Genomic DNA, 14,310 nt, shown 5'->3' on the forward strand with positions numbered 1-14,310 from the left:
GGCGCGAATCCCTGGTCGGCCGACCGTCTGGCGCATCGGCCCGAAAATCGGACCCGATTTTCGGAAAGCTCGATGCGCAGTTTCAAAGAGTTACAGCGACCTTTGCGCGTCTGAATGCGTCTGAAAGACGCGCGGCGCTGTAAAAAGGGCATCTGCTCATTTTCACCGAAAGCGGCGCGGTCGCAACCGGCTTGTGCCTGCGTTCGATCCGATCTGATGAGGCTGCGGCACCCGCGGCCTCAGCCGGCGCGGCCGGCGCGCTTGACGAGCATGGCGATAAACGGCACGTCATCGCCCGAGATCGTGTCGATGAGCCCGTCGGCGATCCATTGCACGAGGTCGGGCAAGGGATCGCGTCCGCCGCGCCAGTACTCGGCGAGGATCTCGGGACGCGGTATGTGTACACGGTTGCCGAAGCCGGCATCATGCAACGCCCTCGCATCGACCGGGTGAAACATGTCGAGTTCGATCGACACCGAGTTCGCGCTGCACGCCCGCAATACCCCGACGAGATCGGCGTGGCGCGCGTGAGTGATGGCTTCCGTCCTGAGGTCCGGATGGCGCTCGACTGCCCGCTTCAGCAGCACATGATCGAAGCAGATCACCATGACCCGGTCGGCGGCGCCCGTCGAGCGCAGCAGTCCCGTCACGAGGTCGACGGCAAGATCCGGCCGCTCCACCTCCTTGATCTCGAGCACAATGCCCACATTGCCGGCTTTCGCCCAATCGAGCACCTCGGCCACCTTCGGTATCTTCACTCCGGCGAAGGTCGAATGGAACCGGACACCCGCGTCCAGCCTGCGGATCTGCTCGAGGCTCAGGTCTGCCGCAAAGCCGTGTCCGTCTGTCGTCCGATCGACGGTCAGGTCGTGCAAAACGATCGGCTCACCGTCCGAGGTCAGGACGACGTCAATCTCGACCGCGGTCGCCCCTGCAGCCTTTGCGGCTTCGAATGCGGGCAATGTATTCTCGGGGTAATGGCGACTATAGCCGCGGTGGCCACAGACATGCACGCGTCCGGCTTCACGGGCAAGAAAGCGGAAGGCCATATCTAACCCCTATCGCGCCGCACGACTTCTTGACCGGCCGGCTCCGAGCGCTTCGCGGATCGACCCACCGGGCCCTCTAATGCGCAATCATAGTTGGACATTCCCCGAAGCGCATTCATAATGCTGTTGCATCATTGCAATAGTCAATGAAAGACACGATGAAATCGTGTCGCGGCTGGGAGAAATCATGATGTTTCACTGGAAAATTGGAACTGCCGCACTTCTGAGCGCGGCACTGGCAGGCGGCACTGCAGCATTCGTTATGGCCACGCCTCTGTTCGCACAGGAAGCCGTGAAGCTCGAACTCTGGTCGCGTCAGGATCCCTCGGGACCCCTGCGCGCAGGCAACGTGGTCAAGGCTGCCGAGCGGCTGAACAAGGAACTCGAAGCGGAGGGCTCCCCCAAGCGCGTCGAGGTTGTCGTCCGCGAGAGCCCCGCCAAGGGCTTCGACGACGACGCGCTGCAACTCCTCAAGGTCTTCGGCATCGGCGAGGGCCCGGATATGTTCATCGCCGCGCACGAATGGATCTGCGCCTTCCAGGAAGATGGCTTCGCTCTCAAACTGGACGACTACATCGCCAAGTATCCGCAGCACTTCGGGACGATATTTCCGTCGCTCTGGTCATCGGCGAAGTGCCCCGACGGCACCTACGCAATTCCGCAGGACGCGGAAGCGAGGATGTTCTTCTACAACAAGAAGCTTCTGCGCGAGGCGGGCTATGACGATGCCTTCATCGACTCCATGCCGGAGCGCACCCTGTCCGGCGACCTGACCATGGAAGAACTGCTGGAGATCGCCAAGCAGGTCGTCGAGAAGACCAATGCGCAATACGGCGTGCTTCATCGGCCGAACAAAGGGCCGGACTACATCATGGCCTTCAACGCCTATGGCAACGACTTCGTCGATCCGGAAACCGGCAATTTGCTCCTCGAGCGCGACAAGCTCGCTGCCGCCTTCGGCTGGTTCGAGCGCGGGGTGAAGGCAGGTGTCATCCCGGCCAACAACACGGCGATGGAATTCGATGCACTGCGCAAGGAATTCTATACCGGCAACGCCGCGTTCTGGATGTACGGCATCTGGGATCTCGGCAGCGTCGCGTTCCCGACCTACGGCTTGCCACAGGAGGAGAAGGCCTTCTTCGAGGATTGGGGCTGGATCGCCGGGCCGGCGGCAGAGAAGGGCGGCTCGCCCGTCAGCCTGACTCACCCGATCGTCTATGTGATCGCGGCCAACACCAAGGAGCCGGAACTGGCCGTCCGCCTGCTTGGCCACGCTTCGGCAGCCGACCTCAACACCGATCACGCGGTCACGACGACACATCTCGGCATCAAGCCGGAGCAACTCGAAGATCCGCGCTATGCTGAGGCCTGGCCGCTCGCCAGGGCGACCGACCTGCTCAAGATCACCAAATTCCTGCCCAACAACGCACAGTTCGGCGAGCTCAACGGCATCATCTATGCCGGCATCCAGGGCGTGGAATCGGGGCGGTTGTCGGCGCAGGAAGCGGCTGATTTCGTCATCGACGAAGCATCGGCTTCCCTCGAGGACGTGATCGTCAAATAGGCCCGATCGGTCTCGCGGCTATCCACCGGGCGGCGCCGGCCGAGGTTGCGAGACCTCCTAAGCAGACATTCATGGGTTTACCCACGAATGTCTGCTTGGGTTTGCCAGGGTCTGATTGCAAAGCCATGGGGCACTTTTGCAGAACCTGCTTAGGTGTGAGTCGAACAATGGCGACGATAGCAGACGAACTCGCGATTGAGCGTCGGGGCCATGCGGCGTCGGCGGCGCGCCGGCGCACGAATTTCGTGATCTTTCTCGGCCCGGCGATCGTGCTCACGATCCTCTTCTTCGTTCTCCCGGTGATCATCGATATCGCAGTGTCGTTCACCGACCTCGGCCGCTCTCTGCGCATCACCGAGTTCACCACCGAGCAATACCAGAAGGTCTTCCGGACCGATCGCCGGCTGACACAGGTGATAGGACTGACCTTCATCTATGTTTTTGGCACGCTGGCGATCTTCAACGTCACCTTTGGCCTGATCCTCGCCATCACCACCACGGCGATCCAGAATGTATCCGGCAGCTTCTTCCGGGGTGTGTGGCTGCTGCCGCGAATGAGCCCGTCGGTCCTCTACATTCTGCTCTGGCTATGGGCGGTGAGCCCCACCGAGGCCGGCCTCGTGAATCAGGTGCTCATGCGGGCTTTCGGACTCGATACGCCGCTCGACCTGCTGACCACGGCGCCAATCGCGCTCATCATCATCTCGAACGGCTTCATCGGTGCTTCGATGGGCATGATCATCTTCACCGCCGCGATCCGCGGGATCCCGGAGCACCTGTTTCACGCTGCGGCAGTAGACGGCGCCGGAACATTCGCAAAGATCCGCTTCATCACCCTGCCGGCGCTGCGTTGGCCGATCAGCTTCGTGACGATCTACCAGACATTGTCGCTGCTGGTCAGCTTCGAATACATCCTGCTCCTCACCAAGGGCGGCCCCTTCTACGACACGACCGTCTATGCACTTTACGTCTACCGTCGCGCCTTCGAGAGCGGCCAATACGGCTACGGGGCGGCGCTGGCGCTTTTTCTCATCGTCATCGGCATAGTCGTCGCTCTCATCGGCTGGCGGTTCTTCGACATGGAGCGTCTGCTGCAGCGCCCGCGTATCGAGGTGCATTGAGATGGTCACGCAAGCCATGGACGATTGGGATGCATTGGCAGCGCGGGCGCGGCGCGCCCGGCGCTCGAAGGCGGTCGTCCTCTACGCCTTCTTGATCGCCGTGTCGCTGCCGATCATCCTCCCCTATTTTTGGCTCGTCACGATCGCTTTCTCCGCCAAGACCGGCGTCGCCGAGACAGCGGTCCTGTGGCGCTCGATGGCTGTGGTCGTGCCGGCCGTCATCGCCTTCTGGCTTGTTGCCGCGCTCGCCCAAAACAGACGCCAATTGTGGATCGGCGTTGCCGCAGTCGCCACGGTCGCTGTCTTCTGCTTCGCTCTCCTGGTCGGGCCCGACCTGCACCTCGGCAATTTCATCTTCCTATGGGAGCCGGACTTCGCCTCGGTGGTGCGTTCGCGAGTGGGTGAAGTCAGAGGCGCGGTCCAGTTTCCCAATGTCTGGCATGCCTTCGGCAACTCGATCCTGATTGCCGGTTCACAGACTGCCATCGTCGTCACCGTCGCCTCCTTGGCGGCCTACTACCTGTCGCGCTTTCAGTTCCCTGGCCGCTCGTCGATGCTTCGCTCGCTTCTAGTGCTCCACGCTTTCCCCGTGTTGACGCTGATCGTGCCGATGTTCCTGATGCTCTACTGGATTGGACTCCTCGACACGCTTTCGGGGGTCATACTCGTGCTTGTCGCCTTCGAGTTGCCGTTTGCGATTTTCATCATGAAGGGCTTCTTCGACGCCGTGCCCTGGGACATCGAGATGAGCGCGCTCACCGACGGCGCGTCACGGCGGCAGGCATTCGTGAGCGTGGTGCTGCCGCAGGTGCGGAACGGCGTCCTTGCGATCGCCGTATTCACCTTCATCCGCGGTTGGGAAGAGTACATCTTCGTATTCACCTTCCTGATCAGAAACAGCAATTGGACGATGAGCCTCTATATGTACTGGGTGCGCGATGACGTCATGGGCGTCGACTACGGCGTCGTCTCCGCGGTCGGCGTCTTCTACCTTGTGCCAAGCCTCATCCTCTACATGGCCGCGCAGCGCTATCTCATGCAGATGTCGATCGGCGGCGTAAAGGGCTGACGAGGATGGCGAAGATCGAATTCCGAAACATCTCGAAGCGCTTCGGTTCCGTCGAAGTGATCCCCGATATGAACCTCGTGATCGAGGACGGCGAGTTCGTCGCGCTTCTCGGCCCCTCTGGCTGCGGCAAGTCGACGAGCCTGTTCATGCTCGCCGGCATCTATCTGCCGAGCGGCGGCGAGCTCCTCTTTGACGGCCATATCGTCAACGAGGTGGAGGCACGCGACCGCAATGTCGGCATCGTCTTTCAATCCTACGCGCTCTACCCGCATATGAGCGTGCGCGACAACATCCTGTTTCCGCTACGCTTCAAGAAGACGCCGCGCGACGAAGCTCTCGATCGGGTGAAGGCGGCTGCGGAGCTTGTTCGGGTCGCAGAGCTTTTGGATCGTCGCCCGAGCGAGCTTTCCGGCGGCCAGCAGCAGCGCGTCGCCCTTGCGCGCGCCCTTGTGAAGAAGCCGCAGTTGCTGCTCCTGGACGAGCCGCTTTCCAACCTAGACGCATCCCTTCGCCTTTCCATGCGCAGCGAGATCAAATCGCTGCACGAACAGCTGGGCGTTACGACCGTTCTCGTCACCCATGACCAGATCGAGGCGACGACCATGGCCGACCGTATCATCTGCATGCGCGCCGGGCGCATCGAACAGGTGGGAACGCCGGACGACCTCTATCTCAGGCCGTCGAGTCTGTTCGTCGCCGGTTTCATCGGCTCGCCGCCGATCAATCTCATCGCCGGCGAAGCCCAGGCCGGCATGGTCACCGTAAATGGCATCCGATTTCCGGTCGTAGGCGCGTCTGGGTTGGTGACGGTCGGGCTGAGGCCGGAGCATCTCCGCTTCGGCGATACCGGCTTTCCCGGCCGTATCGCTCAGGTCGAACCGATGGGACGCGAGGTCCTCTATGTCGTCGAAACCGGTATGGGCGCCGTGCGTGTACTGGAACAGGGTTCGTCCGTCGGACACACGACGGGAAAGCAGGTAAAGATCGGCTTCCAGCCCGAGAATTCGCTTGTGTTCGACACCGAGGGACAAAAGCTCATCGCCGGCGCGCATGTGCGTGCACCGGATTGACAAGATGAGGGCAGTTGCCCCTCAGGGTAGGAGTCCGCGTCGGTGACAGCTTTCGAGACGGGCGACCGGACATCGAACACGCCGGTGGCAGTTGAAGGGCCACATGGCCCTGTTCGACTGAAGTGGCACAAACTGCGCAGGCACCTCACCGAGGCGCCCTTCAAGCGCTCGAACCTCGCCCTCGGCTGGCAGCTCGGCGCGAGCCTCGAGATCGATCTACTCGCGACCGCCGACAGCCGCTTCGCTGTTCTCCACGACGCAACGCTCGGTCCATCGACGACCGGCCGGGGCCATGTTGCGCGCATGCCGATCGCGGCGACGCGAGGGCTTTTCCACCGGGACGCCGCCGGCGCGCCGGATCCCGATGCACCGGTGTTGTCGCTCACCGAACTGGTGGCGCCTCTACGAACGCTGCCGAGGGCGCCGTCGGCCATCCTTCAGCTCGACCTCAAGCTGCTCCAGGGACAAAGGCTACCGGATGCGGCGATCGCCGATGCGGCGGCGGCCGTCGCCGGGCTCGGGGACGCCATCATCGTCGGATCCCATCATCTGGAGGATGCACGTCGTCTCGTCGCCGCCATTCCCGGAGCGAGGCTCGGCTACGATCCGATGCTGGCGGTCTCCCGCCAGCCGACCCTTCGCGACCCTGAGCGACTCCTGCGCCACATCGAGCGGCGCAGGCTGGGCGTGAGCCTCGCCTACCTCCGCTTCGACGCCATCCTCGCCGCCGAGAGGCAAGGCTTCCCGCTCGCCAGGCGTCTTTTGGATCTCGGCATCGAGACAGACGCCTGGACGGTCAACCCGGGCCGGATCGGCATCGACACCATTCTCCGCACACTCATGGAAGCGAATGTGCGCCAGGTCACGACCGACGCTCCGGGTGCGATCTTTGCTGCTGTTTCGTTTTAACCGCCGGCGCCTGCCGGACTTTTCTCTTGCGAGAGCCGCAAGCTTTTGGAGCGCTCTACCCGATGGCGACGATTTCGAGCTCTTGATCGCCTACGCTCACAATGTGCCCTACAGCTCTGCCCATCAGCAGCCTCGCGACCGGGGACACATAGGAAATGGTTCCGCGCTTGGGATCCGCCTCATCCTCCCCAACGATGCGATACGTCTGCACCCGTCCGTCGTCACGGCTGAAGGTTACCGTGCTCCCGAAGCCAACAGTGGCAAGTGAAGTCGGGTCGGGAACGAGCTGAGCCGTGCGAATTCTTTCTGCAAAGTAGCGCAGATCACGCAACGGGCTCGCCGCTTGCCGCCGTCGCTCGTTAACATCTTCGATTGTGCTGATAGCGTCATAGGCTTGGCGCGCCTGTTGGAACTGCAATTTCAGAGCCTTCAATCCCGCTTCCGTGACGAGGTTCGGATGAGGCGAGACGGGACGGTCGGGCAACAGAGTTTCCGCAGCCGTTTCGGCACTTTCTTCCTTGGTGAAGGCGACACTCAATGATCGGACTCCTTATGAGCGCCGTGCGCTCTCCATCGTGTCTCTCGGAACGGTACAGCTGACGGCGATGGTCGCGCACTCTCCAAGATTATGCCGGGAGGACCAGCGTGCCACGGCTGGCAGGCTGATGAGTGGATCATCGCTCATTTGGGTGATGGTTTCCAGCCTCATGTAGCGGGTGCGCTGCGCCGCAATTCTACCGGCGTCATCGATATGCTCATTACCGCTCGCCTTCCCGTTCGGCCATACCGCACAACTGCAGCCCGCTCCGATTCCGCCGTAGTTGATATGGAACAATGAAGTGTGTACCAGTCCCGGGTAGGGCAAGCCTACGATCGCGGTGCGCGTTCAGCCACCGGAAGGTGTCATTGCGGCGAAGCCGATGCCGAAACCGGTTGGACGCTGGAGAAGATCAAGGGGGCTTACGAGAAATCCTACGACTATTACGGCACGCCAATGAATGAGGGCGTGAAGGAGATCGTCTGGAAGGGTGGCAGTCTCGCCGATGAAGACTATGACGAGTTCGTGTTCCGAGCGTTGCTGACCGATAGCCTGCCCGTCGGCAAAACACTTTATCTGTCCGTCGTCCAGGAATGCCAGGATGGCGCCGCCGAGCGGCGGATCGAGACTCCGGCCGAGGGGCAGTCGAGCGATGATCTCGAATATCCGGCGCCGGGAATCAACCTGCTTGAAAAGACGGGCACCCACTGATCAAGCTCGATCGGCAGCTCCGGTAACCGCGATGAGAGGACACTTCACCCTCGCCATGCCAGCGGCCCTCTCTCGCATTGCGAGGGTGGTGACGCTTGCGCTGTTCGGCGTTCTCGCGCAGATCGCCGTCGCTTCCGCGCACGCGTCGTACACCTCGAGCAATCCCGAAGACGGCGACGTCGTCGAGACGGCCCCGTCAAGATATGCCATCGCCTTCAGCGAACCGGTGTCGCCGCTATCGCTGAAGCTGGTGCGGCCGGACGGCTCCTCGATCCCGCTCGAGCGCTTCGAGGTTAAGGATAAGACCGTCGAGATCGTTGCGCCGACCGGCCTCGGCCGCGGGACGCATGTGCTGAGCTGGCGCGTGATTTCGGCGGACGGGCACCCGGTCGGCGGTTCGGTTGTGTTCTCGATCAACGAGGCGGATGCCGCGCCTCCGCCGATCGTGGACGAGATCGACCGGACCGTTCGCGCTGGCGTCCTCGGTTCTCATCGGCGTCTGCGGCGTGTTCGCGTCGGTCTGGCTGCTCGGCGGCTCCCCGCCTGGCCGCAATGTCGCCGGCGGCGCCCTCGGCATCGGCATTCTTGGTGCTCTCGCTTCCGCCGGTTTCCAAGGGCTCGATGCGCTGGCGGCACCCGTGGCGCGCATCGCCGAACCCATTGTCTGGTCCACGGCCATGGCGACAAGCTTCGGCCATACGGTCGCCGTCGCCGTCCTCGCCTTCACCATCGCCGCGGCGGCTCTCCTATCGGGCAAGGGGCCGATTTCGCGCCCTTCTTCGTTCCTCGCCTTCATTCTCGCCGGGCTCGCGTTGTCGCTGAGCGGCCATGCGGCCGCGGCACAGCCACAATGGCTGATGCGCCCGGCGGTCTTCGTTCACGCCGCGGCGATTGCCTTCTGGGTGGGAGCGCTTGCGCCTCTGGGTCTTGCTTTGAAAAGAGCTGACCCGGCGGCGGTCGCCGGATTGCGCCGCTTCTCTGCGATGGTTCCCTTTGCGGTCGCGGCCCTTGTCGGCGCCGGGGTTACGCTGGCCATCGTCATCTCACGCTCTCTTCGATACGGCCCATGGCCGCGTCCTTGTCGTAAAATTGGGGCTCATCGCCGGGCTGTTCCTGCTCGCCGCCATCAATCGCTGGAGCCTTACCGCGCCGGTTTTGGCCGCGATGGCCCCGCCACCACGCGGCTGGTTCGCACGATTGCCATCGAGACGGCGATCGTGCTGCTGATCTTCCGGTCGCGGCGTCCTGGCGTTTCACGCCGCCGCCGCGCGCCTTGGCCGCCGCCGCGGCTCAGCCTGCGACGGTGCATATCCACACCGACAAGGCGATGGCCTTCGTTCAGGTGATGCCCGGACGCGCTGGCAATGTCGGGGTCTCGATCAATGTCCTGACCGGCGAGTTCCAAAGACTTGATGCCAAGGAAGTGACGCTTGTCCTGTCCATGCCCGATTCCGGCATTGAGCCGTTCAGGCGACCGGCCGTGCGGCGCAGCGAAACGGACTGGCGGATCGACCAGATGACCATCCCGCTCCCAGGCGTCTGGCATGTCCGCGTCGAGATCCTGATCAGCGACTTCGACATGGTGCGGCTCGAAGGGCAGCTTAGCATCCGGCCGTGACGCCAATGACCTGAGCGCATCGATCCGCACGCATCGCGTTCGGCTTGGCGCCTGCTTTCAATGACCGAAGACGTGCGCCGATCCCGCATCGAATCTCAGGACGCACGAATAACGCCATTTGCGGTGTGGCAGAATGGATGGTTTCTCCGCCAGCGCGTTGGAACCCGCTGTCTTACAACACACCCCAGCCGCGATAGCGGCCCCTGCCGGTCATCTCGCGTAGTCCGAGCTCGCGCACGAGGTTGAGCGCGCCCCGCGGCGTCACGCCCAGTTGGCGGGAAATCAGCGCGGTCGAGACGATCGGCCGCGACAGAACGAGTTCGATCAGCCCCGGCAGATTGCTGTTAGAGCGCCGGTCCTTGATCCTGATCTCCATCTGCGTCCTTGCGAGCAACAGGCGGTCGAGTTCCTTGAGGCCGAGATCGGCCGTTGCCGCCATCGCCTCGAGGAAGGCATTGAGACGGGTCAGCCTGTCCTTCGAGCGCCGGCGATCATGGCGGATCGTCTTCAGCCCCGTGTTGAAGGCAAGAACATGCGACGCCGCCTTGCCGCGAAACCTGAGATACGCCCCGACGAGAAGCGATCCGAGCCAGTGCTGGCGCCGCAAAGGCTCGATGCGTTCCCAGGCATCGAAAAGGATGGCGGCCCCCAGCGTCGCCGGCACTTGATCGGCCGTCGCCAGGACCGAGCGCCAGGCGTCAAGCCGGCTGGCCTCGTCCCAATCCTCCTCGAAGAGCAGGCCGAGCTGTCCCTTGGCTTCCTGCCTATCCCTGAATGCCGGCTGCGACGCTGGTTCAGCCTCGACGAGGCTCTCCCTGTGGCTTGCCAGCAGCCGCTGCGACCGCGCAAGCGCCGCATCGAGTTCGGCAAACTCGCCGGCGAGCGGGTTTTCCTCCGTAAACTCATCCTCGAACACGGGCGAACCCGTCGCGTCTTGGCGGCAGGCGTCGAAATCCGCGCCTTCCTTTCCCGCGCTGCTGCCCTGCTCTCCCCGCAGCGCATCGAGACCGTTGCCCGACAGCGCCCATCCGGGCTCCGCCAATTCCAGCCGCCGCCGCGCCCGCAGCACGGCATGGGCAATCGTCAGCTCATGGGACGGCGCTCGCGCATCCATATGCGAATCGTGTAGAACGAGATCCTCGACATGCACCAGTTCGCCTGCGACCCAGAGAGCGGCAACGGCATCGAAGAACTGTCCGCGTTCGCGAAAGCCCTCGGCGACCGCATGGCGTGCGGCCCGCTCGTCGAGACGCGCAAGCCCGTCCTCCGCCGCGATCAGGGCAGGAAGGAGGCTTGGATGCAGCGGATCGAGGATTTCGTATCTCATTTGGACAGTTGAGCTTCGGCGGCGAAACGGAAGGTAGCACGCGTTTCCGTTCCGTCACAGGCACTGCGGGAGTTGCCCACCGGAATATCGCGCCGCGCGCATCGCCATCCGGGCGGCAGTGACCCGGAAATGGCGACCGGCCATGTCCGGGTCGATCTCGCCGAAATGCTCCGGGCTTCTAGGCGCCCGGCCCTGCTCGGCACCCAATTGTTGACAGCTGTCAACCGGCAACGCCTCGTCACCTATGGTCAGCGACAACCCCGGGGCTTGGTTACGTCGTCTTGGCCGTCCGTTTCGTCGCACGCCTCGCCACCCCGCTCCTTGCTTGCCAGGTGCCCTGCTTCCTGCTTTAAGACGCACGGAATTGAAACAGCGCATCCAATATCCTTCCGCCGACCTCGCCTCCTGGCGATCTTGCCGGCAAGAACCGCCCGCATTTTTCGGACGGTTTTTAGCGGGCCGGTGGTGTAGAAAGCGACGACGATGACAAGCGTTCTGGCGGCAAGCGGTGGCGTCAAGCAGGTGATCTGCATCAATTGGGGCACAAAATACGGTGCCCCCTTCATCAACAGGCTCTATGCCATGGTGGCCCGCAACATCACGCCGCCCTTTACCTTCACCTGCTTCACTGACAATCGCGACGATCTGCGCGCGGAAATTCTCTGCGAGGATCTGCCGCCGCTCGAGATCGCGAAGATGCCGGAAAACACGAAGGGGATCTGGCCCAAGGCACGGCTCTGGGGAGCGAAGCTCGGAAGCCTCGAAGGACCGGTGTTGTTTCTTGATCTTGACGTCGTGATCGTCGGATCGCTCGACGGCTTCTTCGAGGTCGGCGGACCGGACGATGTGGTTCTTGCCAGAAATCAGACGACGCCGCTGGAGCGGCTCGGCCAGACTTCGGTGTTCCGCTTTCCGGTCGGCAAGCTCGAACCGCTGCAGCACAAATTCCGGGCCGACCCGCAGGGTGTCGCGGACGAATACGAATTCGAGCAGAGATTCGTCACGCGCAATGCTCCGGGTGGTGCGAAGCTCTTTCCCCGGCGCTACGTCCTGCACTTCCGCCAGGACTGCCGCTGGCCGTTTCCGCTGAATTACTGGCTCGCGCCGCGACTGCCGGCCGATGCTCGGGTGGTGCTCTTTCCACGAGGGCTGCTGCCGCAGCACGCCATCGACGGGCGATATGGCCATAAGGGCCGTGCAATGGCGCCGCTCGACCACGTCCGCGGACTGCTTTCGTCGAACCGGCGGGAGAAAAACCCGCTGCGCTATTTGCGGCATTACATTCTACCGACGCCGTGGGTCGCAGAGCATTGGCGCGAATGAAAGGTTGTTGACAGCTGTCAACTGCGCCGGCACCGCCATGTTCCGATAGTCCGATTCAACAAGGATGGGAAATCGCCGCCGATCGCGAGGGCGGGCGTTTTGGCTCCAAAAGGCATACTCCAACCGATCGTTGCAGTGCTTCGGATCGTCGGTTGACAGCTGTCAACACGCTCAGTCCCGACCTCTCCGCGACGTGATAAGACCTGTTCGGGCGCTGCACTTGTAGTCGCCAGCTGCGGTGATTCCGGCAACCCGAAACAGTGGCACCTTGTTGGACCATACGCCGCTGAAGCAACGATCTATTTCAATCGTCCAAGTGACGGAAATTATCGGCGGGATAGCTTCCGCATTGTCGGAACAATGCCCTTTTTCCAATGGTTTAAGATAGTCGCGAAATTGTAAAGAAAGAGATAGCGGGCCGGCAATTCGCGAATCCGACAAGGTCATAGTTTCCGCGATTTCCCGTCGCAAATCAACGTCCGCACGCCAAGCTTGCCCATTCTCCACAGCCGACCTGCAGCGGTGCCCGCATGGCGACGCACGGCGGGACCGAGGCTGCGAGAATGAAAGGACACGTTTGTCGGACGGGGCAGATCAGGTCACCGTCAGCGTTGCCTCCCGTCGGGCGCGGCTGAGTGCGCCGACCATCGGCGCGATCGAAAAGGACTGCAGCCTTGCCCGTCGCGTGAGATCCCTGAGATAGCCGCCGGGCGAATTGATCCGGTCGGCTCGCTCGAGGATGCAGGCAATTACGGCTGCCGTATTCTCGTAGCCGAGTACGGCGCAGGCATCCTCATAGGCGTCGGTGCTCACGTTCAACATGGTTCTGACGACGATGGCCGCCGTCATCAGATCCTTCCAGTTCGAGACGCGACCGGATGGTGCGTAGTCGGCGATCTGCGGACAAGCATGCAGAACGGCTGGCAGGAGAATGTCACGGGCAATCCGCTCGGTCGGCCGGAGCTTCGGCCCCGGGTCATGGCTCGGCCGCGCCGTTGGTGCGGATGCGCCCTCACCACAAGCCGCTGCGGCGCTCTTGGTTTGGTTCTCGTCGCTCGCTGCTCCCTCCCCTCGTCCCAAGCGCTGTTCAGATTCAGATTGGGAATCTGGTTGTGAATTCTGTATGTGGCAGCCATTCTGGCGATCATTGGCATCCGTTTTTGGTAAATTAAGCAATGTTTCCAATCGATTGCTGAGCTCCTCCCGGAGCGACGACAGTTTTGTGAGAACTGTTTCGAGTGTGGCCGCAGAAGCCTTGCGCGGAAGTCCGGCCATGAGCGCCTCGAAACGGTCGCTAAAGGATTGCCAGCCGTCATCGGGGGCGCTCTCAAGCGCGAGTTCGATCAGTTTGAGGACATCGCGGCGGCAGAGGCTCAGGCGCTCGCGCATGAGCCGGAGGTGCTGCTGTTCGGCTGCAATCTCGGCGGCGGCCGCCTTGAACTCCCCTGCCCGCGCCAGGAGCGGCGAAAGATCGAAGCCGAAGGCCTCGCCGATCGATCCGTTGCGGCTCCGGCGGGCATAGCGCTTGCCGTTTGGGCTGTCGCGCCGAATGATCAGCCCGGTTTCCACCAGGCAGGCCAGATGTCGCCGCAGAGTCGTTTCGGCCATACCATGGGTGCGGAGCGAAAGCTGCGCATTCGATGGGAAGACGACGAGACCGCTGTCCCGGGAAAGCTCGGCGCCTGGATAGAAGCTCAAAAGCGCGTTGAGTACGGCAAGCGAGCGATCGGAAACGCCGATCACCATCTTCGCCTCACAGAGAGTCCGAAACAATTTCCATTTGTCGATCGACTGCGCCGGCGGGGCTCGTCCGGCCGTGATCTGACTTGCGAGCATGCCAAACGTCATCGCCCGCCGCCCAAAGGGCGTCGTCACATTTCCACGTTCCATTTTTCTTCACCTTTTTCAAGGCAAAAGAAATCCGTTCGCCGAGACGACGTCAAAAACGCTTGACAGTGATTCGCGGAAATGGGAATCTCAAGTTGCTACACGAGAGAAGGGTTTCCGCAGC

The 14,310-nt window shown here is 62.5% G+C and carries 12 protein-coding genes and 2 pseudogenes; 10 read left to right on the forward strand and 4 right to left on the reverse strand.

Annotated features, from left to right (window positions below):
* Positions 1-239: 239 nt before the first annotated feature.
* On the reverse strand, positions 240-1,049 hold the full coding sequence (locus AC4P1R_RS22780) for a glycerophosphodiester phosphodiesterase (RefSeq protein WP_492177931.1): 810 nt from the start codon (positions 1,047-1,049) through the stop codon (positions 240-242).
* A 190-nt stretch (positions 1,050-1,239) separates the two neighbouring features.
* Between AC4P1R_RS22780 and AC4P1R_RS22785 the strand changes: the two genes are divergently transcribed.
* From AC4P1R_RS22785 to AC4P1R_RS22805, 5 genes are all read left to right on the forward strand, one after another.
* On the forward strand, positions 1,240-2,613 hold the full coding sequence (locus AC4P1R_RS22785; protein ID WP_492177932.1) for an ABC transporter substrate-binding protein: 1,374 nt from the start codon (positions 1,240-1,242) through the stop codon (positions 2,611-2,613).
* Positions 2,614-2,780: 167 nt separating this feature from the next.
* On the forward strand, positions 2,781-3,734 hold the full coding sequence (locus tag AC4P1R_RS22790) for a carbohydrate ABC transporter permease (RefSeq protein ID WP_069457676.1): 954 nt from the start codon (positions 2,781-2,783) through the stop codon (positions 3,732-3,734).
* A gap of 1 nt (position 3,735) precedes the next feature.
* Positions 3,736-4,803 (forward strand): carbohydrate ABC transporter permease, encoded by a 1,068-nt coding sequence (locus AC4P1R_RS22795; RefSeq protein ID WP_151612620.1) that lies wholly within the window; start codon positions 3,736-3,738, stop codon positions 4,801-4,803.
* 5 nt (positions 4,804-4,808) lie between these two features.
* Entirely contained in the window at positions 4,809-5,873 is a 1,065-nt protein-coding gene (locus AC4P1R_RS22800) for an ABC transporter ATP-binding protein (RefSeq protein ID WP_492177933.1), read from the forward strand.
* A gap of 42 nt (positions 5,874-5,915) precedes the next feature.
* Positions 5,916-6,782, forward strand: coding sequence for a glycerophosphodiester phosphodiesterase (locus AC4P1R_RS22805; RefSeq protein WP_492177934.1), 867 nt, complete (start codon positions 5,916-5,918; stop codon positions 6,780-6,782).
* Between the two features lie 55 nt (positions 6,783-6,837).
* On the opposite strand, the gene greA is transcribed toward AC4P1R_RS22805, so the two are convergent.
* Entirely contained in the window at positions 6,838-7,320 is a 483-nt protein-coding gene (gene greA / locus AC4P1R_RS22810; RefSeq protein ID WP_069457673.1) for a transcription elongation factor GreA, read from the reverse strand.
* 322 nt (positions 7,321-7,642) lie between these two features.
* Between greA and AC4P1R_RS22815 the strand changes: the two are divergent.
* The 4 genes and pseudogenes from AC4P1R_RS22815 to AC4P1R_RS22830 all read left to right on the forward strand — a co-directional run.
* A pseudogene (locus tag AC4P1R_RS22815) lies at positions 7,643-8,031 on the forward strand (YcnI family copper-binding membrane protein); the annotation flags it as partial.
* Positions 8,032-8,086: 55 nt separating this feature from the next.
* Positions 8,087-8,386: pseudogene (locus AC4P1R_RS22820) on the forward strand (copper resistance CopC family protein); the annotation flags it as partial.
* A gap of 70 nt (positions 8,387-8,456) precedes the next feature.
* Positions 8,457-9,377, forward strand: coding sequence for a copper resistance D family protein (locus tag AC4P1R_RS22825; protein WP_492178873.1), 921 nt, complete (start codon positions 8,457-8,459; stop codon positions 9,375-9,377).
* A complete protein-coding gene (locus AC4P1R_RS22830; protein WP_492177935.1) occupies positions 9,359-9,649 on the forward strand; it encodes a hypothetical protein in 291 nt (96 codons plus the stop codon). Before AC4P1R_RS22825 ends, AC4P1R_RS22830 begins: the two co-directional genes overlap by 19 nt.
* Positions 9,650-9,821: 172 nt before the next feature.
* Here AC4P1R_RS22830 and AC4P1R_RS22835 read toward each other — a convergent pair whose 3' ends face one another.
* On the reverse strand, positions 9,822-10,976 hold the full coding sequence (locus tag AC4P1R_RS22835) for an RHE_PE00001 family protein (protein ID WP_492177936.1): 1,155 nt from the start codon (positions 10,974-10,976) through the stop codon (positions 9,822-9,824).
* Between the two features lie 483 nt (positions 10,977-11,459).
* Here AC4P1R_RS22835 and AC4P1R_RS22840 point away from each other — a divergent pair, with 483 nt between their 5' ends.
* Entirely contained in the window at positions 11,460-12,299 is an 840-nt protein-coding gene (locus tag AC4P1R_RS22840) for a glycosyl transferase (protein WP_151612648.1), read from the forward strand.
* A 594-nt stretch (positions 12,300-12,893) separates the two neighbouring features.
* On the opposite strand, the gene repC is transcribed toward AC4P1R_RS22840, so the two are convergent.
* Positions 12,894-14,189 carry a plasmid replication protein RepC gene (gene repC / locus AC4P1R_RS22845; protein WP_069457668.1) on the reverse strand — a complete coding sequence of 432 codons (1,296 nt, stop codon included), beginning with the start codon at positions 14,187-14,189 and terminating at the stop codon, positions 12,894-12,896.
* Positions 14,190-14,310 lie beyond the last annotated feature (121 nt).

The sequence above is a fragment of the Sinorhizobium sp. Y406 genome (assembly GCF_058732025.1).

Excerpts from the sequence above, each read along its gene's own strand:
- repC (WP_069457668.1), bottom strand. The coding sequence starts at position 14,189 with ATGGAACGTGGAAATGTGACGACGCCCTTTGGGCGGCGGGCGATGACG.
- AC4P1R_RS22800 (WP_492177933.1), top strand. The coding sequence starts at position 4,809 with ATGGCGAAGATCGAATTCCGAAACATCTCGAAGCGCTTCGGTTCCGTC.
- AC4P1R_RS22835 (WP_492177936.1), bottom strand. The coding sequence starts at position 10,976 with ATGAGATACGAAATCCTCGATCCGCTGCATCCAAGCCTCCTTCCTGCC.
- AC4P1R_RS22795 (WP_151612620.1), top strand. The coding sequence starts at position 3,736 with ATGGTCACGCAAGCCATGGACGATTGGGATGCATTGGCAGCGCGGGCG.
- AC4P1R_RS22785 (WP_492177932.1), top strand. The coding sequence starts at position 1,240 with ATGTTTCACTGGAAAATTGGAACTGCCGCACTTCTGAGCGCGGCACTG.
- AC4P1R_RS22780 (WP_492177931.1), bottom strand. The coding sequence starts at position 1,049 with ATGGCCTTCCGCTTTCTTGCCCGTGAAGCCGGACGCGTGCATGTCTGT.
- AC4P1R_RS22825 (WP_492178873.1), top strand. The coding sequence starts at position 8,457 with ATGCCGCGCCTCCGCCGATCGTGGACGAGATCGACCGGACCGTTCGCG.
- AC4P1R_RS22830 (WP_492177935.1), top strand. The coding sequence starts at position 9,359 with ATGGCCTTCGTTCAGGTGATGCCCGGACGCGCTGGCAATGTCGGGGTC.
- AC4P1R_RS22840 (WP_151612648.1), top strand. The coding sequence starts at position 11,460 with ATGACAAGCGTTCTGGCGGCAAGCGGTGGCGTCAAGCAGGTGATCTGC.
- AC4P1R_RS22790 (WP_069457676.1), top strand. The coding sequence starts at position 2,781 with ATGGCGACGATAGCAGACGAACTCGCGATTGAGCGTCGGGGCCATGCG.